We start from the raw sequence: 26,692 nt of genomic DNA on the forward strand, positions 1-26,692 counted from the left end.
TTACAAACAAAGAATTATCAGAGGGCTGGCTTCCGAGATCACCGGAGCCGGCCCTCTCTTATTTTGGCGCGTCCCCATCATTGCCAGGCGGCGTCTCGCCCGGCAACGTATACAGCGTTGGCCGCTTGCGAGGCTCATCCGGCGGGGCGTCACCGACAGCCGTAGTGGTCGCAGGCTGAGGCGGCTGGGGAGCCACTGAGGCGGTCGAAACTGCGGTAGCCGCATTCTGCACCGCAGGCACGGTCGTCTTTACGTCTGTAGCTTCAGCCGGAGCGGGACTCGCTGTAGTTGGCGCAGGCGAGGGCCCGGCGAAATCGATGGGGGAAGCACTTTCTTCGGGGACCATCGCCCGCGCCTCTTTCAGATCGGACTGGTCTTTCTTGCTGAGCGGCGGCAGGGGATAGATTTCGACGGCGTTCTCGCGTAACACTGCCAGGCCCATGCCGTCCGGCGACAGGGCGAAGTTCTGCCCGGCGCGTACCACGGGGGAGCAGTCGACATGCAGGATCTGCTTGCCGCTCTCCATCTGATAGACGACGACGCTTTGCCCGGTGAGTCCCGCCGCTGCTGGCTGCTCCAGGTGATCGGCAGGCGCGCCTCCGATCACTCGTCCCAGGGCGAACCGCCCGCTCTCCGGAGCGAAGGTCATAAACGTCGCCACGTAGTCGCCAAAGAGGTTCTGCTCCCACATCTCTTCGCCGCGCAGGTTGAATCCGGCAAGCACCTGCGGTGAATCTCCGGTGTGGCAGCCGAACCCGACGAACTCGCTGCTGCTGACGAACCGCGGCGTCGGTTCGCAGGTCGAAGCAAATGGCGCCAGTTCCTTCACGTCGCCGTTGAAAGGGTGAAAATCAAAGCCCCATTCCTGCCGTCCCTCATCGACCACGGCGATATGCCCCGACCCCATCGCCGCAAGGTCGCCAAAGTGAGTGGCATGGGCAATACCGGCCAGCGTGGCCTCCACTACATCGCCAGTGTCCGATAGCGACAGGCGATAAAAGCTCAACGCCACCGGATCAGGATCTCCCGGCTTTCCTACAGACTCTGGAGCTGGTTTGGGTGTCGGTCCAAACAGCGAGGCCGGGGCGGCAGGCGCGGGCGGTGTCCGTTCTGCCGACTCGACGATCATCAGATCGGACTCCGGCGAGAGCAGCACCACGCCAATGCGCCGGTTCGTCGTCAGAAAATCCCGCTGCCGGAAGGGCTGTCCCGAAGCCAGGTTCGCCAGCGGGGCAAACGTCGTCAGCGTATCGTGGGTGCGCAGCAGGAACCGCCCATGCCCGAGGTTCCACAGATACTGGCCATTGTCATGGAAACGCCAGTCCGTCCGTGCCAGAACGCGGCCGGAAGGCAGCTCGACCAACACTGCCTCCACCATGCGGTCTTCGTCGTCGGGGGGATCATTGGGGATCCGCGCCATCAAACGATGGACGCAAAAAGTAAAAAGCAGGTGCTGGCTATCCACATAATTCACGGTCAGCATGGAGCTGCCCGCCGCCAAAAACTGCGGCGACTGTGGCTCGAAGCCAAGTGAATCCAAAGGAATACGAGTTGCGGGCCCATTGGCCCAGGCAAACAGAGGGGTCAAAGCCAGCAAGACCAGAAGGGCCAGCCGGGGAAGCTGGCGGGGCCGTGAAGTCGCGTAAGTCCTGACGGGAACCGGCATGGCAGAGTCCGCGTATCCATCTTCATACAGCGCGCGTAGGTCTACTCTTTCACAGACGCACCGGAGACGCCAAGGTCTGCCTTGCGCAGCCAAATTTATAGTGGTTTCGTGCGCACTGGTGATACAAAGACTGAACAACGTTGAGGCGTCAAGGCCCGGAGGAGAAACTGTATGTTGCAAGGACGGAAGATGAGATTTGTTCGTAAGACAAGCTTTGTGGCGACCGCCGCCATCGTCGCGGTTGGCTCATGCGCTGCCGCATTTGCACAGACACCGGCCCCAGCCACCGGTCAGCCGACCAAGGTCTATCTCCCTATCCCTGCCTTCGATACCTCTTCCATCGACACCTCGGCTAATCCCTGCGATGATTTCTACAAGTTTGCCTGCGGCAAGTTCACGGCCAACCACCCCATTCCGCCCGATCAGGATGGTGTCGACAACTTCTACGCCCTCTTCAACGTCAACACCCAGCGCTTGAACGACATTCTCACCAAGACCGCGGACGGTGGCGCGTCGCGCTCGCCTGAAGAGCAGAAGATCGGCGACTACTACAAAGCCTGCATGGATACCGATGCGATCAACGCCAAGGAACTTGCCCCGGTCCAGCCTCTACTCGACGAGATCAATGCCATCACCAGCAAGAGAGAGCTTCCCGCGCTGATCGGCAAGCTACAGCGCGTGGGCGTCGATGCGTTCTTCGGCTATGGCGAGCAGCAGGACCTCAAGGACGCTACCAAGCAGATCGCATTCATTCAGCAGGCTGGCCTCGGCCTGCCTGAGAAGGACTACTATCTCCGCACCGGCGCGAAAGACGAGACCATCCGCCAGCAGTATGTTGCCCACGTCGCAAAGATGCTGACCCTCGCTGGCAGCACGCCAGAGCAGGCACAGAAAGATGCTGTCACCATCATGGCGTTTGAGACCGCGCTGGCCAAGGGCTCCCTGAGCGTCACCGATATGCGCGATCCGGAGAAGACCTATCACCTGCAACCTATCGCAACCTTCGAGGCCAGCCTTCCCGGCGTCAACTTTGGCTCGTTTGAGGATGCCATTCACTCTCCGCGCGTCAGCGAGATCAACAACGCCACGCCGCAGTTCTTCCCTGTTCTCTTTCAGCAGATTCGATCCAATGATCTTGAGACGTTGAAGGCGTACATGCGCTACCACCTGCTTACCACTGTTGCCGGACGCCTGCCCAGCCAGTTCGACCAGGAGAACTTCGACTTCTATGGCCGCAAGCTGCGCGGCCAGCCTGAGCAGTCTCCGCGTTGGAAGCGCTGCTCGAACTCGGTCGATGCCGCACTCGGCGAAGCTCTCGGCAAGGTCTACGTCGAGCATTACTTTGCCGGAGACAGCAAGGCACGCATGCTCCAGATGGTCAGTGATATCGAGACCGCCATGAGCAATGACATCGACCAGCTTGCATGGATGTCGCCCGCCACCAAGGCCCGCGCCAAGCAGAAGTTGCAACTCGTAGCCAATAAGATCGGCTACCCGGAAAAATGGCGCGACTACAGCAGGCTTGAGGTCAAACCCGATGACGCGCTGGGCAACTCGCTGCGCGCGAACGGATTTGAAAATGACCGCCAGCTCAACAAGATCGGCAAGCCGGTCGACCCTAACGAGTGGCAGATGACACCTCCCACGGTCAACGCCTATTACGACCCCAGCATGAACAACATCAACTTTCCCGCAGGCATTCTGCAGCCCGCCTTCTACGATCCAAAGGAAGACGATGCCGTCAATTACGGCCACATCGGCGCCGTCATCGGCCACGAACTGACCCACGGCTTCGACGATCAGGGTCGCAAGTTCGATGGCAAGGGTAATCTCACCGACTGGTGGACGTCTGAAGACACGAAGAACTTCGAGGCCCGCACCGACTGCCTCGTCAACGAGTATGGCGGCTTCACTGCGGTCGACGACGTCAAGATCAACGGCAAGCTCACACTCGGCGAAAACACCGCAGACAATGGTGGCCTGGTGCTGGCCTACATGGCCTATCTCGAGCGCGCCAAGAAGGAAGGCATCGACCTCGATACGAAGAAAGATGGGTACACCTCGCCGCAGCGGTTCTACATCGCCTTCGCGCAGAACTGGTGCGAGAACTCGCGCCCAGAGAGCGTTCGCGCGCAGGTACTCAGCGACCCGCACTCACCCGATCACTTCCGCGCCAATGGAGCCATCGTCAACCAGCCCGGCTTCGCCGAGGCCTTCGGCTGCAAAAAAGGAACGCCGATGGTGCCGGTCGATAGTTGCCGAGTCTGGTAACAAGAAACTGCGTCAGGCGTTCTTCAATCACTTAAATTAGAGGTGCCCTATTCGATGAGTAGGGCACCTCGCTAAGTTTTTAATGAGGCGTTTGCGGCTTTGCGCTTGAGTCTAAGTGCGAACATTAGGGCCAATGCTATTCAGATACCGGATATATCCCGCAAACTTCTCCGGGATCGCACGGTAATAGACATTCAGGCCTTCTTTGCGAGATGTAATCAGCCCCAGATCATGCAAAACCTTGAGGTGGTGGGACAAGGTAGCGGGCGAGATGGTGTGCTTGGCGTGCATTTCGCCGCAGAACAGCTCGTCGTGCTGCGCGATCTGGGTATAGATGGCGAGACGGTTCGGATCACCAAGCGCCTTGCCGATCTGAGCGACTTCGTCGTCCGTCATCTTTGCCATAACTTATCAGACGCAGCAGAACAAAATTCAGAGCAATGAAAAGCATGAATCCAACTATTTCGATGCTCATCTAAATAACTCCAGCCAAACTGCTGTGCGAATGGAGATATTGCGATGTGGATCGTTCGACTTGCTTTGAACCGCCCTTACACCTTCATTGTAGCGTCGATCTTGATCCTCGTATTCGGTTTTTCTTCCATCGCCACGACGCCCACTGACATCTTCCCGAACATCGACATCCCCGTCGTCACCGTCATCTGGTCCTACTCCGGCCTGCCCGCGAAAGAGATGGAAGAACGGGTTACGACCTTCAGCGAATTTGTGATGGCTGTGGTCAACGATGTTAAATCCATCGACTCGCAGACGACCAGCGGAGCCAGCGTCATCAAGATTTCTTTCCAGCCGCAGGTGCATATCGACGCCGCGATGTCCCAGGTTGGAGCAGCCGTGAATTCGATTCGCTTCCGCATGCCGCCGGGCGTGAATCCGCCATGGATCCTGCGGTTCAGCGCATCGACGGTGCCGATCATCCAGCTTTCGCTCTCCAGCGACACGCTCTCCGAATCCGAGATTTACGACTATGGGCTGTTTCGTGTTCGTCAGCAATTGACAACGGTTCCCGGCACACTGCTCCCCACGCCGTATGGCGGCGTTGCGCGGCAGATCATGGTGGACCTCGATCAGAACGCCCTACTGGCAAAGGGGCTAACGCCCATCGATGTAACGACGGCCATCAATGCGCAGAACGTCACGCTTCCATCGGGCACCGCGAAGATTGGCACGAACGAATATACCGTCAGCACCAACTCAAGCCCGGTCGACGCGCTGTCGCTGAATAACGTTCCCATCAAGACCGTCAATGGCTCTCTTGTTTACGTGAGAGACGTTGCGCATGTAAGGGACGGCTGGTCGGTGCAGCAAAATGTGGCGCGCGCGAATGGCAAGCCGGCAGCGTTGCTCACCATCATGAAGACCGGATCGGTCTCGACGCTCGACATCGTCAACCAGATCAAAAACGATGTGCTCCCTGCGTCCCGAGCAGCCGCACCAAAGGGATTGAAGATCACGGAGTTATTCGATCAATCGATCTTCGTAAAGGCCTCCATCGTCGGCGTACTGCGCGAGGGAGTCATCGCTGCCTGCCTCACGGCGTTGATGATCCTGCTTTTTCTAGGAAGCTGGCGCAGCACGCTGATCATTGCGATCTCGATTCCTCTTTCGATCCTCAGCTCGATCATCGTCCTTAGCGCGATGGGCGAGACCATGAACACGATGACACTCGGAGGGCTGGCGCTGGCCATCGGCATTCTGGTCGACGACGCAACCGTCACCATCGAGAACATTCACCGGCACATGAGCGAGCAGCCTCTTCGCGAGGCCGTGCTGATCGGCGCGTCAGAAATTGCAACGCCTACGCTGGTCTCCACGCTGACCATCTGCATCGTCTTTGTGTCGGTCATCTTCCTCACCGGCCCTGCGAAATATCTTTTTACGCCCATGGCGTTTGCGGTCGTCTTCGCGATGCTCGCGTCCTATGTGTTGTCAAGAACGCTCGTACCCGTACTGGTGAATTTTCTTCTTGGCGCAGAGCATACCTTTGAGGGTCACTCCACAGAGGAGTCGGCGGAAGCCGCGCCACGCTCGTTCTTGGGCCGCATCAACGACCGCTTCAATGAGGGTTATCTCCGGCTCCGCGACCGGTACACCCGTGCGCTTGAGGCCGTTCTGCACCACCGGAGACCCGCGCTCTTCGCATCGATTGCGCTTATGTCCACGGCGTTTGTGTTGCTTCCTTTTATCGGTAGAGACTTCTTCCCTTCCGTCGATGCGGGGCAAATTAAATTACACATAAGAGCTAGACCAGGCACTCGCATCGAGAGCACCAAGGTGATCTTCAGCCAGGTGGAGGAACAGATCCGCAAGGTCATTCCCCCTGATGAGACCGAACTCATCATGGACAACATCGGTCTGACGCCGGAGACGTTTAACTATGCCTTCGGCGATGGATCGACCATCAGCAGCGCCGATGGAGACGTGCTGATCGCGCTCAATGAGAAACACCATGGCCCGACGCAGAAATATGTCAAAGAACTAAGGTCGCAATTGCAGAAGCAGTTTCCAGATCTTACGTTCTTCTTTCAACCTGCAGACATGGTGACGCAGATCCTTAACTTCGGGCTTCCTGCTCCCATCGATGTTCAAGTGCAGGGCTACGATCCCGGCAACTATGAAATTGCTCGTCGCTTGCGACAGCGCGTGGCCACTGTTCCCGGAGCGGTTGATGTTCACCTGCACCAGGTCGTCGATGCGCCTGACCTGCATCTCGACATCGACCGCGTCCGTGCCGCGCAGTTCGGACTGACACAACAGGACGTGGCCAACAGCCTCTATATCTCTCTCAGCTCCAGCGCTGCCGTGCAGCCGAACTTCTGGCTCGACCCGAAGATGGGAATCACCTACACCGTCGCGACACAGACGCCGCAATACGACATCAACTCCATCAACGCGCTGGAGAACACGCCCATCCCTATTCACACGCTGACCAACCGCACTGAGTTGCTGGGCAACATGGCGACACTTACGCCTGCCGTGCTGCCTGTCGTCATCAATCACCATAACGGCGCGCCGGTCTTCGACGTCTTCGCCAACACGCAGGACAGCGATCTCGGTTCGGTCGCAGCAAAAATCAATCGCATCGTGAAGGAAGAGAGCGCGCATCTTCCTCCCGGAACCAAGATCGTGATGCGCGGTCAGGTGGAGAGCATGAACGAGGCATTCAACCGTCTCGGCATCGGCCTCGCGTTCGCAGCGCTTCTGGTTTATCTATTGATGGTCGTCAACTACCAGAGCTGGCTCGATCCCTTCATCATCATCTGCGCTCTGCCGGGGGCCTTTGCAGGAATTGTCTGGGCGCTCTTTCTCACGCAGACCACCTTCAACGTGCCTAGCCTCATGGGAGCCATCATGTCCATCGGCGTGGCGACGGCGAACTCCATCCTTCTGGTGACATTCGCCAATGAGCTGCGCGAGAAAGGCATGGATCCGCTCGAAGCGGCAGTCACCGCAGGCTATACGCGACTGCGGCCCATCATCATGACCGCCTGCGCCATGATCATCGGCATGTTGCCGATGGCGCTTGGCATCGGTGAAGGCGGCGAGCAGAACGCGCCGCTCGCAAGGGCCGTCATCGGTGGTCTTACCGTCGCCACCTTCGCCACCCTGTTCTTTGTTCCCTTGATGTTCACCTTGATCCACGGAAGAAAAGCCCGCACCCAACAGGAGACAGCATGACCCAGCCAACCGAAACACTTCGTGAAGAGCAAACCAAAGCTACGTCCTCTGGAACGATCGTCAAGGTCGCCGGTACTGTGGCGTTTCTCCTGGTGCTGGTTGCCATCGGTGCCTTTCCTCGCATCGCGCGACAACGCGCAGCTCTTGCGGCGACGGGAGAAGCTCCGGCCACGCATCCTGTCGTGACCATCGTTCATGCGGAGGAGGGAGAGCCGACGTCGGAGCTGCATCTGCCCGGCAACATCGAGCCGCTCTACAGCGCCAACCTCTACGCTCGCGTGGATGGCTATCTTGAGCGTCGCAATGTAGACATCGGCGCTCAGGTAAAGTCGGGCCAGGTATTGGCCGTCATCTCATCGCCTGAGGTCGACCAGCAGCTTTTGCAAGCGCGAGCCACGCTGGCGCAGTCTGAGGCATCACTCCAACAAGCCAGGGCAGCGCTCGAACAGGCAAAGGCAAATGCGGAGCTTACCCGGCTGACAAAAGAGCGCGATCTGCCGCTGGGCGAGCAACACGCCATCTCGCAGCAGATCGTAGATAGCGCCGTGCAGTCCTATGACGCGCGCATGGCCGACGTATCGGCTGCGAATGCAAACATCGCCGCCGCGGAAGCGAACGTGACCGCGAACCGCGCCAACGCCTCCCGCCTGCAACAGATGCAGCAGTTCGAGCGCATCGTCGCGCCCTTCGATGGAATCATCACCGAGCGCAATGTGGAGCGCGGCGACCTTGTCAGCACTGGCAGTTCGACCAACAGCAAGCCACTGTTCAGCATTGCGCAAAGTGGTACGGTCCGCATACAGGTCGACGTTCCTCAATCGGAGGCCGTGAATATTAAAGATGGCCAGACAGCCTCGGTCGATGTGAAGGAACATCTCGGCCGCACGTATACGGGCACCATCATTCGCAATGCGGGAGCGCTCGACAACGCTGCACGGACCATGCTGACCGAGGTACAAGTCGACAACAAAGACGCTTCCCTGCTGCCGGGCATGTATGCCCAGGTCAAGTTCACACTGCCTGAACAGCGCACCTCGCTCATCATTCCCACCAGCTCTCTCGTCGTCGATCACAGCGGCATGCACGTCGTCACGGTCGATGCAGCGCATGCTGTCCATTTTGTGCCTGTCACCATCGGCAAGGACATGGGCAAGACGATCGAGATTCTCAATGGGCTCAACCAGACCGAGTCACTGGTCGCAAGCCCGAGCGATCTGCTCAGTGAGGGGGAACATGTCGAAGTACGTTGATGATCTTCCAACTCCAAATATCCCGTCCACCCATAGCACGGCGCAGATCGTCGCAGAAGGCGTAGCAAAGGCGGTCATTGCCAGCCTGCTCGTCTTGATGGTGATGGGTTGCAACGTAGGACCAAACTATAAAAGGCCCGCCGCCACAACTCCGCAGAGCTATCGCGGAGCGCTTGCTCCGGAGATTGCACCGACGGTCCCGACGGAATCGTCGCTAGGCGATCAACGCTGGTCGACAATATTTCAGGACCCGATTTTGCAGCAGCTCGTAACCGAGGCATTGCAGAACAATCTCGATCTGCGTGTGGCTGCGGAGCGTGTTCTCGAAGCACAGGCACAGGTCGGCATCACCCGTTCGCAGCAGCTTCCTTCCGTGAGTGCGAGCGGTGGCTACTCCGCGCTTCAACTCCCCTTGGGCCTCGCGGGAAAGAACTCCGACGGCACGCAGAAAAACTCCCTCATCAATGGTGGCGGCTTCAGCGCCTCCGCCGCGTGGAACCTCGACTTCTGGGGTCTGTATCGTCGACAGACCGAAGCTGCACGGGCAGAGCTACTGGCGAGCCAATGGGCGCAGAAGGCCACACGCGCTGCACTCGTTCAACAAGTGGCTGAGGCGTACTTTCAGCTTCGCAGCCTCGACGCTCAGTTAGAGATAACAAAAAGCACGATCAAGGCCCGACAGGACTCTCTGCAACTGACCCAGACTCTCGAAAAGTATGGCGCCGGTTCGCTGGCGGACACGCGCCAGGCTGAGGAGTTGTTGCACGCCGCGCAGGCAAACCTGCCTGAGTTGCGAAGGCAGGTTGCCACACAGGAAAACGCCATCAGCATTCTTCTTGGCCACAATCCTGAAGGGATCGCTCGCGGCCTCAACGTGGCCGATCAGCCTCACCCACAGGAGATTCCTGTAGACGTGCCATCGCAGTTGCTGGAACGGCGCCCCGACATTCAGCGCGCAGAAGCTACGCTTATCGCGGCCAACGCTCGCATCGGCGTAGCTCGCGCACAATTCTTTCCCAATATCTCGCTCACGAGTCTTGGCGGTTCCTCCAGCAACCAGTTGCAGAGCGTCTTCTCCGGCAAGAATGCTTACTGGTACGCCGCTGGCTCGTTGTCTGAGCCTATCTTCGACGGTGGCCGCATCCGAAGTAACTACCATCTTTCGCAGGCGCAACAGCAGGAGATGCTGCTCGAATACCGGAAGACCATCCTGAATGCGTTGAAGGATGTCTCCGACTCGCTTGTTACTTACAAGGAGACGCGCGAACGCCGCGAGCAGCAGGCCGCTCTGGTTGTCTCTGCCGCCGATGCCGTGCGGTTGGCGAGGCTCCGCTACTCCGGCGGCAATACCAGCTATCTTGAGGTGCTCACGACCGATACCAATCTTTACGACGCTCAATTGCAACTGGCACAGGCTCAGGAGCAAGAGGCAACCTCGCTGGTTCAGCTTTACGCCGCACTGGGTGGAGGCTGGCAGTAATACCGAGGACTCGCATGGGATGTAAGAAAGGGCATCGTGATTAATCGCGATGCCCTTTCTTATAGAGACCGTCGGCCGTTCCTATCCTCGCAGGCTCATTGGCCTATGGCTGACAGCCGACAGCTTGTCGAACGACGCCTGTGGCAGTTCAAGGTCCGCAGCGGCAACATTCTCTTCCAGATGCTTAACCGACGATGTTCCGGGAATGGGCAGGGTCACCGGAGAGCGCTTGAGCAGCCATGCCAGTGCGACCTGAAGCGGCGTCGCATCGAGCTCACTCGCCACCTCCTTCACCACCTCGTGCGCCTCCTTCGCCTGGCCAAGGGGAGCCCAGGGAAAGAAGGCGATGCCATTCTGCTCGCAATAGTCGACAACATAGTCGTACTCGCGGTCGGCGAAGCTGAAGCGGTTCTGCACCGAGACAATCGGAACGATCTTGCGGGCGCGCTCGATGTGCTCGCGGGTGACGTTCGAGAGGCCCACATGGCGAATCTTTCCCTGCTCGCGCAGCTTTGCCAGCGTCTCGACGGAGGCCTCAAAGGAGACCGCGTTATCGGGCGCGTGGAGCTGGTGAATGTCGATGCGCTCCAACCGCAGGCGCTTCAGGCTGCCCTCTAACGCCTCCGTCAGATGTTTGGGGCTGGCATTGTGCGTCCATTGACCCGGGCCGGGACGCTCCCAACCGCCCTTGGTAGCAATCACCAGATCTTTTGGGTAAGGATAGAGCGCTTCGGCTATTAGTTCTTCAGAGGTTCCCGGACCATAGGAGTCGGCCGTATCGATCACGTTGATGCCGAGTTCGGTCGTTCGGCGCAGGGTGGCAAGGCACGCAGCCTTATCGGCAGGAAGTCCCCATATTCCAGCGCCTGTAATGCGCATGGCTCCATAGCCAAGACGGTTGACAGTAAGATCGCCGCCGATGGTAAACGTGCCCGCGGCTGCGACGGAGAGAGATTGGTCATTATTCACAGAACTGTTCCTCATTGGTCATTGCGGTTAGGGGGTAAGCGGTTGCTAGTAAAATTCTTACCATCAGCTTATGCCCAGAAGTGCAGTTGCCGAAAGTCCAGGCGAAAAATTGAACCCAGAAGCAATTCGTGAGCAACTCGAGTCGATCGTTCAGGACCCAGCCTTTCGATCCAGCAAACGATCCATTCAATTCCTGAGATATGTCGTAGAGAAGACCCTAAGTGGCGCTGCCGATCAGATCAAGGAGCGGACGATCGGGGTGGAGGTCTTTGGACGGCCGCCTTCGTACGATACAAACGAAGACCATATCGTGCGGACGGCTGCCGGCGAGCTTCGCAAGCGGCTGGCAATCTACTATGGCGAAGAGAAGCACCGTTCCGAGCTGCGAATGAGCCTGGTGCCGGGGTCGTATATCCCTCAGTTCAAGCTTCCGGAACCAGCCGGTGCGGTTGCGGAGGCTGACGCCGGGATCGACGGGACGAACGGACTGGCTTCCATCGCCATCGCTGAACCGGAGCTGAAAGAGCCTCTCGTGGGCAGCCGTCCCGCAGAACGAAGCTGGAAGAACTGGTACACGGCTTTCACCGTCGCTATGATCTTGCTGATAGCATGCTTTGGATATCTGTGGCTTCGCCCGCAAAGCGCCCAGGCTTTATTTTGGAGGCCGGTGGTGGAGACGCCGGGGGCGGTTCTGTTGGCGGTGGGCGACGTCCCCAATGGGCCTCCGTCCTCGACAGCCGGAGACACGACGTCTTCGCTCCCCATCATCCATAAGACCTCGTCGACGACGGTCCCCTTTGCCGACGCTGTGACGACGGCGCGGGTTCTGGGAGTGTTGCAGTTGCAGGGTAAGAGGGTCATGATTCGGCGAGAAGAGGCCAGCTCTTTCTCCGATCTGCGCGAGGGGCCGGTGGTACTCATTGGCGCCTTCAACAACGAATGGAGCCTGAGGCTGACGCAACAACTGCGTTACAGCCTGGCACTCGATGCGGAGAAGCACCTTATCTATATCAAGGACGCCAAAAATCCGTCGCTGCGAACCTGGAGCTGGGCGACGGACAAGTCGACCGACGATCAGGGAGCCGCGGGAGGGCCTGCGCTGATGGACTATGCTCTGATCTCCCGCATATGGAACTCGGAGACGGGCCACGTCGTCATCGTCGTCGGGGGGCTTTATACCTACGGGACCGAGACGGCCGGGGAGTTTCTCTCCGACCCGCAACTGATGCAGACGATTGCCAGCCAGATCCCGGAGAACTCGCACACCAACCTGCAGATCGTACTGGGAACTACGGTGACGGATGCGGTTGCCGGCCCTCCCAGGGTGCTTGCGGTGTCGACCGAGTAGCGCTGGCGCTGCGCTGTCACGGCAAAAGTCATCGACTTAAATGCTTGAAAATAAGCATTTTTGACATTCCTGACAGTCAGGAACCGTACCTGTCTATCTTTATGTCGCTTGCGCTCGATAGAAATCGGCTTCGAATTAGCCACCCTCCTTTTCGAGTGATGAAAAACGGAGACCGGGGAGAGCTAAATCGGGAGAGATCGAGCGCGATAAGCCATTTAGCCAGGAACAGGTTCAAGCCTGCCGAAGCTGATTCATGGCTGACACCTGAAGATCTCTCCCGCCAAAGCAAATTGAGGAGACCTTTTAATGAAATACCTTTTACGCACCATCCAGTGGTTCACCGTCCTCTGCGTTCTAAGTCTTGTAACGCCTCACGCCCTCTTCGGGCAGGGGCTCGCTCGCATCTCGGGAACGGTAGCTGACTCCTCGGGTGCGGCGATTCCGAATGCCACGGTGATAGCCACTCGGCTCAGTACGGGAGACAAAACCACGATTACATCCAACGGTGCAGGCGATTATGTCTTCCCGTCCCTGGCCCCAGCCGAGTACAGCCTCGGCGTAACGGCGAGCGGCTTTGCCGGGTTTCTGCAGAAGAGCGTCGTTCTGCAGGCCGACCAGTCGATTACGGTCAATGCGACGCTGACGGTAGGCAGTGACACGCAGACCATCAATGTCGACTCCGCCCCGCCGCAGGTGGACACCACGACCGGCACCCTATCGCAGGTCATCGACGAAAAACGGGTGAACGACCTACCCCTGAACGGCCGCAACGCCGCCGCGCTGACAACGCTGGTGCCGGGTGTGGTCGTGGCTCCATCGGCCAATATCGACCAGGGACAGACCAAGACGTTTCCGGTGGTCGCAGCGGTCACTATCAATGGAACCCGTGCCAACCAGGTGAACTACATACTGGACGGCGGCAACAATGTCGATGAATACACTAACGTCAATGCTCCTTTCCCCATGCCCGACGCGCTGCAGGAGTTCAGCGTGCAGACGAGTAACTACAACGCCGAGTATCGCCAGAATGCGGGCGGAGTGGTGAACATCATCACCCCGCAGCGGCTCGAATCAATTTCATGGAGACGCGTTTGAATATCTGAGGAACCGGGTATTCAATGCAGCGAACTACTTCAGCTATGTCGGAACCCAGAAGACAGTCGATCCGCTCAAGCGTAATCAGTTTGGCGGCACCATCGGCGGCCCGGTCATCATTCCGCACCTCTACAACGGCGCAGACAAAACTTTCTTCTTCTTTGGCGTGCAATCGACACGGCTCCGCACCAATGGCGTGGGCGGCACGGCATTCCTTCCCACTCCGGCGCAGCTTGCGGGAACCTTTACCGGGGTGTCGAGCCCGATCTTGAATCCCAAGACACTGCTTCCCTACCCATGTACTCCCACAGGAGCCACGTTTACCTGCACCGTCAATCCGAACGACTATAACCAGTCGTCGCTGGCGCTGTTGAAGTATCTGCCGACGATCAGCGGAGCCGATGGAACGTACCAGTTCTTCCGCCCAAGCAAGCAGAACTACATCGAATACACGGGCCGCGTCGATCAAGCGCTGGGAACGAACGACCATCTGAGCCTGCGCTACTTCTACGACAGCTTCGACAATGCGGGGGTACTCGACACGACGGACCTGCTGAGCTACTCCGATCAGGCCGCGATTCGATATCACAATGCGCTTATCTCCGAGACGCACACCTTCAACGCTCATCTGTTGAACAACTTCAGCCTGAGCTATCAGATTGAAGATGCCTCGCGCGGACCGCTGGCGGGCGCGCCGGATGTGAATGATCTGGGCGTAAACGTCTGGCAGCCTGCCTTCAAGCAGATCAATCAGATTCAGGTGACGAACTTCTTTACGATTGGCGACAATCCGGCAGCAAGTTTCCGCCGCAATAACTACACGCTGGCCGACGATCTGCACTGGGTGCTCGGCAGTCACACGATGAGCTTCGGGTTTCATGGAGAGCTGGCCAAGGTCGATGTCGACAATCAGTTTCAGCAACCCGGTATCTTCCAGTTCAACAGCAACGCTTCCATCTCGAACCCTTTGGCCGACTATCTATTGGGCGGGCTGACGAACTTTCAGCAAGCCTCGGGACAATACTTCAACAACCGCTATCATGTGACCGGCTACTACGCTCAGGACAGTTGGAAGGTGAGCCGACGGCTGACACTGAACTACGGAATCCGCTATGAACCCTTCGCGCCGCAACATGAGAACCATGAACGAGAGGGAATGTTCAGCCCGGCTGCGCGCGCTGCCGGGACTGTCTCGACGACGCATCCCACTGCGCTTGCCGGCTTGCTGTTTCCTGGCGACGCAGGATTTGTCGAGAACATGGTACATCCCATCTACTCTCACTTCATGCCTCGCGTTGGATTTGCATTGGATGTATTTGGTGATGGAAAGACCAGCATCCGCGGCGGCGCCGGACAGTTTTATGACACGCGCCTGCCGGGAGTCTTCGACAACATCTTCGCCAACTCGGTGCCGTTTGTCGCCTCCGTCAACGTGCAGTTTTTGCCGACGGCGCTGGCTGATTTCTCGAACCCCTATGCGAGCGTAGCGGGCGGCAATCCGTTCCCTGCTCCGCAGCCTCCGTCGGCAAGCTACTTCACGACGGCGAACTATCAGTCGTCGAGCTATAGTACGTTCGATCCAACGAAGTTCCGCCTGCCGGTGACGTACTCCTGGAACCTTGCGGTGGAGCAGCAGTTGACCGACAAGCTTTCCAGCCGGATCGCCTATGTTGGATCGCGCAGCAATCACCAGTATGTGCCGTCGGACATCAATCCGACCTATAACCAGGGGCCGAACGTAGGCAAGCGCGTCTACTATTCGCCGAACTTATTGCAAAACTACACGCAGGCAATCGCGCAGGTGGATACAGGCGGAAACGCAATCTACCACTCGCTACAGGCCTCGCTGCAGAACCGGGTGAGCACAGGGCTTACTCTTTTTCTCAAGTACACCTGGTCGAAGGCGATTGATAACTTCCCGTTTGGCGCATCGGCTACCGCCGTCGTACCGGGTTCGGGATATTCGCTTCCGGTCTATGAACCTCACTTCAAACGGCTGGACAGTGGTCCTTCGGACTACGACCACCGCAACGTGGTGTCTCTCTCGTACGTGTGGATCTTGCCGAAGCTCAGCAAAGGCAATGCAGCAGTTCGATATATTGCGAACGGCTGGCAGACCAATGGCATCTTCGCCTTCCGCAGCGGCGATCCTCTCACTGTGACCGGCGCAGGCAACAGCGGAACCAACCTGGGTCGCGAGCGCGGCGTGTGGAATAGTCAGAATCCTTATGGTGGCAACGCCTGCGGAGGGGTCGGCACTGCATGCAAGTCGTACCTGAACACTGCCAACTTCTCGACCAATCCAAGCTACACGGTGAACCTGCCGTTGTCGTACGGCAATATCGTGAAGGGCAGCTTCGTCGGGCCGCAATATACCGACTGGGACGTCAGTGTCGTGCGCTACTTCCCCGTGCATGAGGCTGTGCAGTTGCAGTTCCGCGCGGAGTATTTCAACGTGCTGAACCACACCAACTTCGGCGACCCGAATGCCTCGGTGACGAATGGAGCCTTTGGCCGGGTCACTTCGGCCAGCGATCCGCGCATCGGCCAGATGTCGCTGAAGCTATCGTTCTAACCGCTTGAGCATTAGGCCTGGGCATGTGGTGCAAAGAAAATCTCTTTGCACCACATGCCCTTCACTTTCATTCGGCTTAGCTGGTGACGGCATGGGAGATCGACGATGGCAACACGAAGAGAGATATTGGCCGGAGGATTAAAGGCCGCGGTGGCAGTAGTGCTTTCGCGAACGGCAATCGACAAGAGACTACTGGCACAGGTCGCGCAGCATCCTGACGATATGACGCTGAACAGTGCGCCGAGGCTGCAGACCTTTCCGCCGCCTGACTTTGGAACGATACCGAAGGTGCTGCCGAAGGAAGCGAAGGCGGTTGCAGGCGCTGGATCATTGAAAGCCCACGCTGCACGGCACCAATTAATTTCGGGAGCCGCCGTGGTCGTGCGCTCGCTCGGCAACGATACCGCGCTGGCGGAGTTAATCCTCGATCAGTGCGGCATCCTCGTACCCGAGGGCGAACTGAAGTGGCGCGCCCTTCGGCCAGCACAAGACAAGTTCGACTTCTCCCAGTCCGACGCACTCTTCGCCTTCGCGGCGGAGCATCATTTGCTGGTTCGTGGGCACACGCTCGCGTGGCATAACAGCGTGCCCGATTGGTTGATGGCCGCGCCCGCAAGTCTGGATGTGCGGACATTGTTTGTCGAGCACATTCGCACTGTGATGGGGCGATACCGAGGACGAGTGCATTCGTGGGATGTCGTGAACGAAGCGATCCTGCCGAAGGACGCGATGCCCGGCAACTTGAGAAAGTCCTTCTGGTATGAGCGCGTAGGCGCGGACTATATCGACCTTGCCTATCACACGGCGCGCGAAGCAGACCCGAAAGCCAAGCTCACTTACAACGACTACGGCGTGGAGTACGAGAACGCAGAGGACGAGGAGCGCCGACGTGCGATTCTTGAGTTGTTGCGTGGAATGCAGGCGCGCAGAGTGCCCTTGGATGCGGTTGGAATTCAGTCGCATATCAAGGCAGCTTCGCCATCGATCGTCGGCAACGGTTTAGCAGATTACATGGAAGCAATTCGCGCAATGAAGCTCGAGGTTTACCTCACCGAGCTCGATGTCAACGAGCATGATATTGCGTCGAATGAGATCGCGGAACGCGATCGCCTGATCGCTCAGACATATAAGAACTTTCTCGATGTCGCGCTGAACAATGCATCGGTGAAGCTGGTGTTGACGTGGGGCATCAGCGATCGCCGAACGTGGTTGAATGACGGACCGACGCATCACCGCAAACAGCCGAATCGGCCGCAGCGTTCCCTTCCCTTCGATCCGGAGTATCGGCCAACGCCAGCGTTTTTTGCCATTCGCGAGAGCTTTGACAGCCGCAGCGCCAAAAGGTGAACAAGCGGCAACATTCAGCAACTCATTTTTAGCCGGGCGCGCGACATGCGAGCTCTCTACCTACAAGGAACGGTCCTCTGCATGGCTTTCGTCACCACCCTCTTTCTATTTTTTGTTCTTACTCCTGCTTGCCTCCTTGCTGCTCCGCTGTCTTCGCACAGCCAGAACAAGGCTCCTCTCTATCTTGATTCCAGCGCTCCTCTGCAACAGCGTGTCAACGATCTGGTCGGGCGCATGACGCTCGAAGAAAAAGTCGCACAGATGCAGAACGAAGCGCCGGCAATTCCGCGCCTGCATGTTCCTTCCTATGACTGGTGGAATGAAGGCCTGCACGGCATGGCGCGGTCCGGCTATGCCACCGTGTTTCCGCAGGCGATTGGACTGGCTGCGACTTGGGACCCAAAATTAATTGGCAGAGCCTCCGATGTCATCTCAACGGAGGCGCGTGCAAAGTACAACGAAGCACAGCGCCTGGGAAATCACTCGATCTTTTACGGCCTGACTATCTGGTCGCCGAACATCAACATCGTTCGCGATCCTCGCTGGGGACGCGGTCAGGAGACCTATGGGGAAGACCCTTTCCTGACGGGTGAGATCGGCAGCGCCTTTGTGCGCGGGCTGCAAGGCAACAATCCCAGATATCTGAAGACGGTGGCTACAGCCAAGCACTTCGCTGTACATAGTGGGCCGGAGTCGGAGCGGCACAGCTTCGATGCCGCGATCTCTCCCCACGACCTTGAAGACACCTACCTGCCCGCATTTCGCGAGCTGGTGACGCAGGCACAGGTGGACAGCGTGATGTGCGCGTATAACGCAGTCGATGGCGCACCTGCGTGCGCCAACACCATGCTGTTGCAACAGAAGCTGAAGCGTGACTGGGGATTCCATGGCTTTGTAGTCTCAGATTGCGCAGCAATCTCGGATGTCAGCGTTGGTCATAAGTATGCTCCGGACCTGGAACACGCGGCTGCTGTATCCGTGAAGGCCGGTACCGACCTGAGCTGCGGCAAGGAATATGCGGCGTTGGCGGGGGCGGTGCGCCATCATCTGATTCCAGAGTCAGACATCGATACAGCCGTGCGTCGCTTGTTCACGGCGCGGTTTCGGCTCGGCATGTTCGATCCTGCTGCCTCGGTGTCATTCAATCAAATTCCATTCTCGCAAAATGATTCACCTCAACATGCTCAGTTTGCGCTCGAAGCGGCGCGTGCTTCGTTGGTGCTCCTGAAGAATGACCATCGCATATTGCCGCTGCGTTCCGATCTGAGAAGCATTGCGGTGATCGGGCCAAATGCCGACACACTGCCAGCGCTCGAGGGCAACTATAACGGCGTGGCCTCGCACCCAGTAACTCCGCTGGAGGCTCTGGAGAAGCGAATGCAGGGCCGCGTGCGATACGCGCAGGGATCGCCGTATGTCGATGGTGCCTCCCTGCCTGTACCCGAAACCCTATTGACCATAGATGGAGCAGCCACGCACGGTCTGCGTGGAGAGTATTTCTCCGATACAGATTTCAAGAGCGCTCCAGTAGTGACCCGTGTCGATCGCAGAATTGACTTCGACTGGAATGGCGCACCACCTGCACCCGGCATCTCGGCCAAAGCGTTTGCCGTTCGCTGGACAGGCATGATGACCGCCCCCGTGCCCGGCACGCTCGACATGGGCTTCTCCTTCGCGCATTGCAGCACCTGCGAGGACGCGGAGACGATCAAGGTATGGCTCGACGGCAAGCAGGTGTATGCCTACGATCACGCAGCAACGCATGGCAGGCGCGCTCCGGCAACGCCTTTTCAACTGGCGTTTGCCGACACCAGGCCGCATCGTTTGCGCATTGAATACACCCACCAAGCGCCTCACTTCGGAGCTGGGCTTACTCTGAACTGGAGACCGCCGCTGGACGTGCTGCGCCAGCAAGCGGTTGAGGCTGCGTCCAAGTCAGATGCTGTCGTGCTGTTTCTGGGACTGAGCCCTGAACTCGAAGGCGAAGAGATGCCGATTGCGGTGACAGGATTTCGCGGAGGAGACCGCACCTCGATTGAGCTGCCGGACGCGCAGCAGCAACTGGTCTCTGCACTCGCCGCCACGGGCAAGCCGATTGTCATGGTGCTCATGAATGGAAGCGCAATCGCGCTTGGCGAGGCGGCGAAGAAAGCGGATGCCATTCTCGAAGCGTGGTATCCAGGACAAGCTGGCGGAACGGCGATTGCGGAGACTCTCTTCGGAGAGAACAATCCTTCGGGGCGATTGCCGATTACGTTCTATACGAGCACGGCGCAGCTTCCGCCGTTTGATGACTACAGCATGAGCGGCCGAACTTATCGTTACTTCAGCGGCGAACCGCTTTACGGCTTTGGATATGGGCTCAGCTACACGCGTTTCGGTTACTCCGCAGGCAAGCTTTCTGCCTCGACTGTGCAAGCGGGACAACCGCTCAAAGTGCAGGTAGAGGTGAAGAATGAGGGTGATCGCGACGGCGCGGAGACGATTGAGGCTTATCTGATTCCTGAGCATTCGGTTGGAGCGCCGCTGCGCGAATTAGTCGGCTTCCAGAAGACGCAGCTTCGTCGCGGTGAGAGCAAGACGGTGCGGATGACATTGACGCCGCGCGAGTTGAGTCTTGTCTCCGCAGACGGAACGCGAAGCGTGCAGCAGGGCGAATATAAGCTTTTTGTTGGCGGAGGCCAACCTGAACAATCCAATGGAGTTATGATGCGATTTCGAATTTTGGGCCACTCCGATTTGCAGCCCTGAACTCGGACTTTTTGGCTGAAAAACCGAGGTATCCCCCACCCCCGGACTAAAGTACCCAAAGTCTTCGAAAGAAAGGACATAGGTCCAGACCTGGTCTTCGAGTCCGGTTTCGGGAAGGGGGCGTGGGAGGCCGGGGTTTGTCAAGTTTCCGTTACTTGTTCTGGAGCTGGAGGGTCATTCGGGTGAGGTCCATGAAGTTGCGACCCTCGATCACTTGGCCGTCGCGGCAGGTGATGAAGGAGGCGCCGGGGAAGGTGGTCTTTTTGCCGGTGGCGGGAAAGCCTAGGCCATCGCCGTTGTGGATCATCGAGCAGGTCCAACGGATGGCGACGCGGTCTCCCTCGGCGATGAGGTCGTCGATGTCGATGTGGATGTTGGTGAAGGCGCTGTGGAACTGACGGTGGATGGTTTTGAAGCCTTCCGGGCCGATGAGGACGGAGTCGGCGTCGGGAAAACCGTAGGCTTTGCCCTGCGGGTGGAAGAGTTCGTCGATGGTTGCTTCGCTGCCTTGATTCCAGACTTCTTCAAACCAGCGTCTTGCGAGGGCCCTGTTTTGCTCTGACATAGTGACACCTCATGCGGGAAAGATTAGCACGCGGCGCAGTCGGTGGGATGAGCGTCGTTTGAGTCTTCGCCATGTCCTGCTTAGGGGCGCAGCTTTGGAGGGGTGCGATGGGCGGCCAGATATTCGTTGAGGCTGGCGTAACCGTAGTTGCTTCGGAAAAGCTCGCTTTGATGAGGGGGATGTGGGCCGTTTGCCATCCACCTGAGCTAATGACAGTGCGAGCTGCGCTTGAGGTCGCAACCCGCATGTCCTTGATTTACCTACTGCGCCCGGCTCCATTTCGAGCTGGGCGAGTTAGCGTGTAGCTACTGTTTGGCTTTTGGGTAGGGGGTAAAGTGTGTCCTCGAGGTACAGTAACCTCTGGTCCACGCCCCCCTCTTGGTCCGATAGTTGTATACTCACCGGACCTGGGAGCCGTAGTACCTGGGGGAAGATTACTTATTTTAGCCATACGAATAGTCTCCTAATTCAGCTTGATTATTATTGCCAGTTGATGTTGAATCAGGGGCTGAGGTACCAGCCCCCGATGTTAAGGAGTGCGTCAACACTCCGGGCGACTACTTCTTCGTACACTTGCCAATGGGCCAAGACTTTAACCCATAGGCATAAGCGTCATAGGTAATGCCGTTACGCCAGTGCTTGAAGTACCGACGAAACGTTACTGCTTCCACATTCTTCATGTGGCCTCCTCAAGTGGCAGAAGAGCCGAACCTCTTCTGCCATTTGCCGTCCGAATAGGCCCGACAAATATTAATCTCCGTGGCTGCATTGGATCGTGAAGCCATAAATATAACGATCGTTGAACATCGTACACACACTTTACATTCTGTGTACGAGTAGCGTAAATTAACTTCTGTGAACAAGTCAATGCATAATCCCGAAGCAGACGAGGTTTCACTCCTTGGCGTGTCCGAAATTGCCGACCTACTTGCCGTAAGCAAGCAGACTGTTAGCAACTGGCGCACGAGAGATGAAGCGTTCCCGAAGCCTATGGCGGATTTGAAGTCCGGCCCCGTTTGGATGCGTAACGAAATTGTGATCTGGGCTCAAGCAAACGGGCATCGTCTTCAGAAGACTGAAGAGGTTAAGCCCAGCGCCAAAACACCACGAAAAAAAGCCTGCGTTGTGGCCGTAATGAACGCAAAGGGTGGCGTAGGTAAATCGACAGTTACCATCAATCTCGGTTGGTACTGCTATTCGCGCTTTCAAAAGAAGGTTCTTCTTGTAGATTTGGACCCTCAATTTAATTTGAGCCAGTATGCACTCGGGAGCGACGAATACGAAAAATTAGTGCGCGCCAAAAAGCCAACTATATCCACTATTTTTGCGAATGGGTCGTCGAAAGTCGGAAAGGAAGCCGTTAATCAGATCAGAGCGTCACGCGCAGGCGGAAAATTGGATCTTATCCCTTCGGATTTGGATTTAGCTTGGGTTACGCGGGATGGATATTTCAAAGACGTGATGCTCGACAATTATTTGAAACACACTATTGGCAAAGATAACTACGATCTGATTCTTATAGACTGCCCGCCTACTGACTCCATGTTGACAGACGCGGCTTATTCAGCAAGCGATTTTTTGTTGATTCCGGTTCGACCAGAATTTCTTCCTGCAATCGGGTTGCCCCTTATAGATCGATCCCTCCATCGTTTTCGCGAACACAAACCCGATTCGAATGTTCAAGTCGCTGGAATTGTCTTAAATGGGGTTGTTGAGAGTAAACCGGAATATAAACGATCTAAGGCTGACATACTTAAAGCTTCAAAAGTTTTTAATTGGCCCATGTTTCAGACCGAGTTAAGCGCCTCTGAGTCATACCCGAAAGGATCTCGATTAGGTTTACCTATTTTTCTGACGAATCATGCACGGTGGGAAAAAGTAACAAACTTTTCTAGTTTTGCAAAGGAGTTTGCAGAAAGGATATCCCTGTGACGAAAAAACAGCTAAGTATGCTCCAGCGCCTATCCGATTTGCTTTCGACAAACAGCGTTCGCGATTGGGCTTTTGTGTTGTCCGAGATCGATCCGACAATAACGGCTGATCGCATTTCCAAAATCAAGACAAAAATTAAAGCTCGTATCCGCGATGAAGAAGGTAAACAGCCAGATAACGGCCTGCACAAATTCGTAAAAACTCGCGCTAAATTTCCTGCTTCCCAAGAAGATACGGCTATAAGAGAATTCATCTTGCAGGTGCAGAGACCCTCCGAGAAATTTAATCGACCTTCAGGTGAAGAATTTTCTAAATGGCTTAACATAATCAGCGCCAAAGAGGGACCAATAGATAAATCCCGGAAAACCACGCCTAAGACTTCCAGCCGAAATGCGAAAAAACGTTAGGCGCTATAAATGCTAGCGCCTAACGTTGGCAATTCATAATCTAACTGCAGCCTGATGTGCTGCCGCAGCTCATGCAGCGGTAGCAGGAGCCGCTTCTGGTCATGATGGCTCCGCAGGTGGCGCAGGAGGGTGCGTCGCCCATGTCGTACATCGACTTCATCGCGTCAGCTGCGTGGTAGATGCCGCGGTCTTCTGTGTTGGGGAAGGCAGACGCAGATCCTCCGGCTTCGCCGAAGGATGACAAAGAAGAGTCGGGGGCGATTCCCTGCTGGGGTGGGGTGGTGGTGTAGAAGCTCTCCGAGAGATCCTGAGGAGCTTCGGACGAGATGCGGGGGTTCTTCGCTTCGCTCAGAATGACAGCATCTTCATTTGAGGCGGACAGGGACTGGATGACGTTGCCGGGGCTGTTGACGGTTCCTTCGACGGGGACGCTGCCCTCGGTGTGGGGGGCGAGGCCGGCGAAGAGGTCGAACTGGTGACCGGAGAGGAAGCGGATCTGGATCCAGCGGAAGATGTAATCCATGATGGACTTGGCGTAGCCGATCTCAGCGTTGCCGGTCCAGCCGCTGGGCTCGAAGCGGGTGTGCGCGAACTTTTCGCAGAGCACCTTGAGCGGCACGCCGTGCTGGAGCGCAAGCGAGATGGCGGTGGCGAAGCTGTCCATGAGGCCGGAGACGGTGCTTCCCTCTTTGGCCATGCGGATGAAGATTTCGCCGGGTTGACCATTTGGATATAGCCCGACGGTGATGTAGCCTTCGTGTCCGGCGAGGCCGAACTTGTGCGTGACCGAGGCGCGCTCGGCGGGCAGGCGGTGACGGACGGCGCGGGGTGGTGACTGCGCGTCGAGCGAGTCGGAGTTTTGCAGGGCGGCGTCGGTGATGGTCTTGAGCTGGGTCTCGAGCGCCGTGATGCGTGCCTGAGCAGCGGCCTTGGCAGCGATGACAGCCTCTTCGATTTCGACCGAGCCTGCTGCGGCGGGGGCTACGGCAGTGGTCTGCTTCTGGGCCTTGCCGTCGCTGGCGGAGACGTTGAGCGGCTGCGAGCCCTTGGAGTTGTCGCGGTAGATGGCTACGGCCTTGAGGCCCTGACGCCAGGCTTCGAGGTAGGCCTCCGCAATGTCATCGACGGACGCGTCCTGCGGCAGGTTGACGGTCTTCGAGATGGCTCCCGAGAGGAAGGGCTGGGTGGCTGCCATCATCTTGATGTGGCCCATGTAGTGGATGCTGCGCGTGCCCTTGGATGGCTTGAAGGAGCAGTCGAAGCAGGCGAGGTGCTCGGGCTTGATGGCGGGAGCGCCTTCGATGGTGCCGGTCGCGTCGATGTAGCTGACGATGGCGTTGACCTCGGCCTCGTTATAGCCGAGCTTGATGAGCGCCGAGGGGACGGTGTTGTTGACGATCTTGATCATGCCGCCGCCGACGAGCTTCTTGTACTTGACGAGGGCGAGGTCGGGCTCGATGCCGGTGGTGTCGCAGTCCATCATGAAGCCGATGGTGCCGGTGGGGGCGAGGACGGTGACCTGCGAGTTGCGGTAGCCGTGCTTTTCGCCGTGGGCGAGCGCGCCGTCCCAGGCGTGGCGGCTGGCTTCGATGAGCTGGTCAAGCTGAGGGACGCTGAAAGGCTCGGCGCTGGTCTTCGACTTGCCGATGTTGTTGACCTCGGCGCGGTGCATACGGATGACGTCGAGGAAGGGCTCGCGGTTGACGTAGAAGCCGGGGCAGGCTCCTCCGGCGATCTCAGCCTGCTGGGTGAGCGGAGTCGCTGCACCGAGGGCGGGGCAGGTCTCGGCGATGCGCGACGACTGCCAGTAGGAGTCGCCGCAGAGGATGGCGGTGAGGACGGCGGCGAAGTCGCGGCCGGCGTCGGAGTCGTAGGGCAGGCCGAAGGCCATCAGCAGCGCGCCGAGGTTGGCGTATCCGAGGCCGAGAGGGCGGTAGTCGTGAGAGTTCTTCGAGATCTGCTCGGTCGGGTAACCGGCGGCGTCGACGATGATCTCCATCGCGGTGGTGAGGATGCCGATGGCGTGGCGATAGGCCGGGATGTCGAACTGGCCGCCGGGGGTGAGGAACTTCAGCAGGTTGAAGCTGGCCAGGTTGCAGGCGGAGTCGTCGAGGAACATGTACTCGCTGCAAGGATTGCTGGCGTTGATGCGTGCGGTGTTCTTGCTGGTGTGCCAGCGATTGATGGTGGTGTCGTACTGCATGCCAGGGTCGCCGCACTGCCAGGTGGCTTCGGCGATGTTGTGCATGATGTCGCGGGCACGGTACTCCTTGACCGGCTTGCGCTCTTTGACGGTCTTGGTGCTGAAGGTGCCGTCGGCTTCGACGGCCTGCATGAACTCGTCGTTGACGCGGACGGAGTTGTTGGCGTTCTGGAAGAAGATGCTGCTATAGGCTTCGGAGTCGGGGCCGCTGCCATCGTAGCCTGCCTGCACGAGTGTCCAGGCTTTCTTCTCTTCGCTGACCTTGCACTGGATGAAGTCGTTGATGTCGGGATGGTCGACGTTGAGGATGACCATCTTGGCGGCGCGGCGGGTCTTGCCACCGGACTTGATGACACCGGCGAAGGCATCGAAGCCGCGCATAAAGCTCAAGGGGCCGCTGGCAGTTCCACCGCCGGAGAGCGTCTCCATGCTGCCACGGATGCTGCTCAGATTCGAGCCTGCGCCCGAGCCCCACTTGAAGAGCATGCCCTCGGTCTTGGCCAAGGTAAGAATGCTGTCGAGCGAATCGTTCACCGAATTGATGAAGCAGGCCGAGCACTGCGGGCGAGTGTAGCCGGTAACGGAGAACTCGACCTTGCCGGTGGTCTGGTTCCAGTGCCAGTTCTGGGCGTCGGAGTTGGGCTCCAACCGGTCGCAGCCTACGTTGAACCAGACGGGCGAGTTGAAGGCCACTTTCTGATTGAGCAGCAGGTGGGAGAGCTCGGCGAAGAAGGTGTCTGCATCTTCGGACGTGGCGAAGTAGCCGTCGCGGATGCCCCAGTCGCGGATGGACTCGGCGACGCGGGTGATGAGGGCGCGAACGCCGGACTCGCGCTCATCGGTGCCGTTGAGGCCGTGGAGGTACTTCGACGCCACGATGTTGGTGGCGGTCATCGACCAGTCGGCGGGGACTTCGACGTTCTTCTGCTCGAAGATGATCTTGCCCTTGAAGTCCTGAATGATGGCATCGCGGAACTCCCAGGTGATCTCGTCGAAGGGGGAGAGGCCGGGCTTGGTGAAGTGACGACTGAAGGACAACCCCGGAGCCTTGGAACTGGATTTAGCGGACGCCTGAGACGGAGCAGGGACGGTGTTCTTGGAGGTCTTGGCGGGCTGGGTAGGAATGGTGGCCATGGG

Annotated in this window: 16 protein-coding genes; 11 read left to right on the forward strand and 5 right to left on the reverse strand. The window is 57.9% G+C overall.

Translation table 11 applies throughout. The features are described from left to right. Nucleotides 1-58: 58 nt before the first annotated feature. Entirely contained in the window at nucleotides 59-1,666 is a 1,608-nt protein-coding gene (locus GSQ81_RS07175; protein ID WP_158910098.1) for a hypothetical protein, read from the reverse strand. 189 nt (nucleotides 1,667-1,855) lie between these two features. On the opposite strand from GSQ81_RS07175, the gene GSQ81_RS07180 reads away from it, so the two are divergent. Next, nucleotides 1,856-3,937, forward strand: a complete 2,082-nt coding sequence (locus tag GSQ81_RS07180) for a M13 family metallopeptidase (protein ID WP_158910099.1) — start codon at nucleotides 1,856-1,858, stop codon at nucleotides 3,935-3,937. Between the two features lie 111 nt (nucleotides 3,938-4,048). On the opposite strand, the gene GSQ81_RS07185 is transcribed toward GSQ81_RS07180, so the two are convergent. Continuing rightward, the gene (locus tag GSQ81_RS07185; protein ID WP_158910100.1) at nucleotides 4,049-4,342 is read right to left on the reverse strand and encodes a helix-turn-helix transcriptional regulator; all 294 of its coding nucleotides are present in this window, start codon (nucleotides 4,340-4,342) and stop codon (nucleotides 4,049-4,051) included. A gap of 114 nt (nucleotides 4,343-4,456) precedes the next feature. On the opposite strand from GSQ81_RS07185, the gene GSQ81_RS07190 reads away from it, so the two are divergent. From GSQ81_RS07190 to GSQ81_RS07200, 3 genes are read left to right on the forward strand one after another with little or no spacing between them, the layout of a single operon-like run. Next, entirely contained in the window at nucleotides 4,457-7,633 is a 3,177-nt protein-coding gene (locus GSQ81_RS07190) for an efflux RND transporter permease subunit (RefSeq protein WP_158910101.1), read from the forward strand. After that, a complete protein-coding gene (locus tag GSQ81_RS07195) occupies nucleotides 7,630-8,883 on the forward strand; it encodes an efflux RND transporter periplasmic adaptor subunit (protein WP_158910102.1) in 1,254 nt (417 codons plus the stop codon). Before GSQ81_RS07190 ends, GSQ81_RS07195 begins: the two co-directional genes overlap by 4 nt. Further along, nucleotides 8,867-10,363 carry an efflux transporter outer membrane subunit gene (locus GSQ81_RS07200; protein ID WP_158910103.1) on the forward strand — a complete coding sequence of 499 codons (1,497 nt, stop codon included), beginning with the start codon at nucleotides 8,867-8,869 and terminating at the stop codon, nucleotides 10,361-10,363. Before GSQ81_RS07195 ends, GSQ81_RS07200 begins: the two co-directional genes overlap by 17 nt. 81 nt (nucleotides 10,364-10,444) lie before the next feature. On the opposite strand, the gene GSQ81_RS07205 is transcribed toward GSQ81_RS07200, so the two are convergent. Further along, nucleotides 10,445-11,332: an aldo/keto reductase gene (locus GSQ81_RS07205; RefSeq protein ID WP_216846395.1), complete on the reverse strand. Its 888-nt coding sequence runs from the start codon at nucleotides 11,330-11,332 to the stop codon at nucleotides 10,445-10,447. Between the two features lie 109 nt (nucleotides 11,333-11,441). Here GSQ81_RS07205 and GSQ81_RS07210 point away from each other — a divergent pair, with 109 nt between their 5' ends. The 5 genes from GSQ81_RS07210 (at nucleotide 11,442) to GSQ81_RS07230 (ending at nucleotide 20,448) form a co-directional block, all read left to right on the forward strand. Next, on the forward strand, nucleotides 11,442-12,680 hold the full coding sequence (locus GSQ81_RS07210; protein ID WP_158910105.1) for a hypothetical protein: 1,239 nt from the start codon (nucleotides 11,442-11,444) through the stop codon (nucleotides 12,678-12,680). Nucleotides 12,681-12,986: 306 nt separating this feature from the next. Beyond that, nucleotides 12,987-13,775 (forward strand): carboxypeptidase-like regulatory domain-containing protein, encoded by a 789-nt coding sequence (locus GSQ81_RS07215; RefSeq protein ID WP_158910106.1) that lies wholly within the window; start codon nucleotides 12,987-12,989, stop codon nucleotides 13,773-13,775. A 166-nt stretch (nucleotides 13,776-13,941) separates the two neighbouring features. Then, nucleotides 13,942-16,350 carry a hypothetical protein gene (locus GSQ81_RS07220; protein ID WP_158910107.1) on the forward strand — a complete coding sequence of 803 codons (2,409 nt, stop codon included), beginning with the start codon at nucleotides 13,942-13,944 and terminating at the stop codon, nucleotides 16,348-16,350. A gap of 105 nt (nucleotides 16,351-16,455) precedes the next feature. Next, on the forward strand, nucleotides 16,456-17,697 hold the full coding sequence (locus tag GSQ81_RS07225) for an endo-1,4-beta-xylanase (protein ID WP_158910108.1): 1,242 nt from the start codon (nucleotides 16,456-16,458) through the stop codon (nucleotides 17,695-17,697). Between the two features lie 45 nt (nucleotides 17,698-17,742). Then, nucleotides 17,743-20,448 (forward strand): glycoside hydrolase family 3 C-terminal domain-containing protein, encoded by a 2,706-nt coding sequence (locus tag GSQ81_RS07230; protein WP_216846396.1) that lies wholly within the window; start codon nucleotides 17,743-17,745, stop codon nucleotides 20,446-20,448. Nucleotides 20,449-20,599: 151 nt separating this feature from the next. Here GSQ81_RS07230 and GSQ81_RS07235 read toward each other — a convergent pair whose 3' ends face one another. After that, nucleotides 20,600-21,013 carry an ester cyclase gene (locus tag GSQ81_RS07235; RefSeq protein WP_158910109.1) on the reverse strand — a complete coding sequence of 138 codons (414 nt, stop codon included), beginning with the start codon at nucleotides 21,011-21,013 and terminating at the stop codon, nucleotides 20,600-20,602. An 867-nt stretch (nucleotides 21,014-21,880) separates the two neighbouring features. On the opposite strand from GSQ81_RS07235, the gene GSQ81_RS07240 reads away from it, so the two are divergent. Both GSQ81_RS07240 and GSQ81_RS07245 read left to right on the forward strand, forming a co-directional pair. Beyond that, on the forward strand, nucleotides 21,881-22,945 hold the full coding sequence (locus GSQ81_RS07240) for an AAA family ATPase (RefSeq protein ID WP_158910110.1): 1,065 nt from the start codon (nucleotides 21,881-21,883) through the stop codon (nucleotides 22,943-22,945). Further along, nucleotides 22,942-23,352 carry a hypothetical protein gene (locus GSQ81_RS07245; RefSeq protein ID WP_158910111.1) on the forward strand — a complete coding sequence of 137 codons (411 nt, stop codon included), beginning with the start codon at nucleotides 22,942-22,944 and terminating at the stop codon, nucleotides 23,350-23,352. The genes GSQ81_RS07240 and GSQ81_RS07245 overlap by 4 nt, the downstream gene beginning before the upstream one ends. Nucleotides 23,353-23,392: 40 nt before the next feature. On the opposite strand, the gene GSQ81_RS07250 is transcribed toward GSQ81_RS07245, so the two are convergent. Then, nucleotides 23,393-26,689, reverse strand: a complete 3,297-nt coding sequence (locus GSQ81_RS07250) for a vitamin B12-dependent ribonucleotide reductase (protein ID WP_158910112.1) — start codon at nucleotides 26,687-26,689, stop codon at nucleotides 23,393-23,395. Nucleotides 26,690-26,692 lie beyond the last annotated feature (3 nt).

This window comes from Granulicella sp. L56, from assembly GCF_009765835.1.
Classification (GTDB): domain Bacteria; phylum Acidobacteriota; class Terriglobia; order Terriglobales; family Acidobacteriaceae; genus Edaphobacter.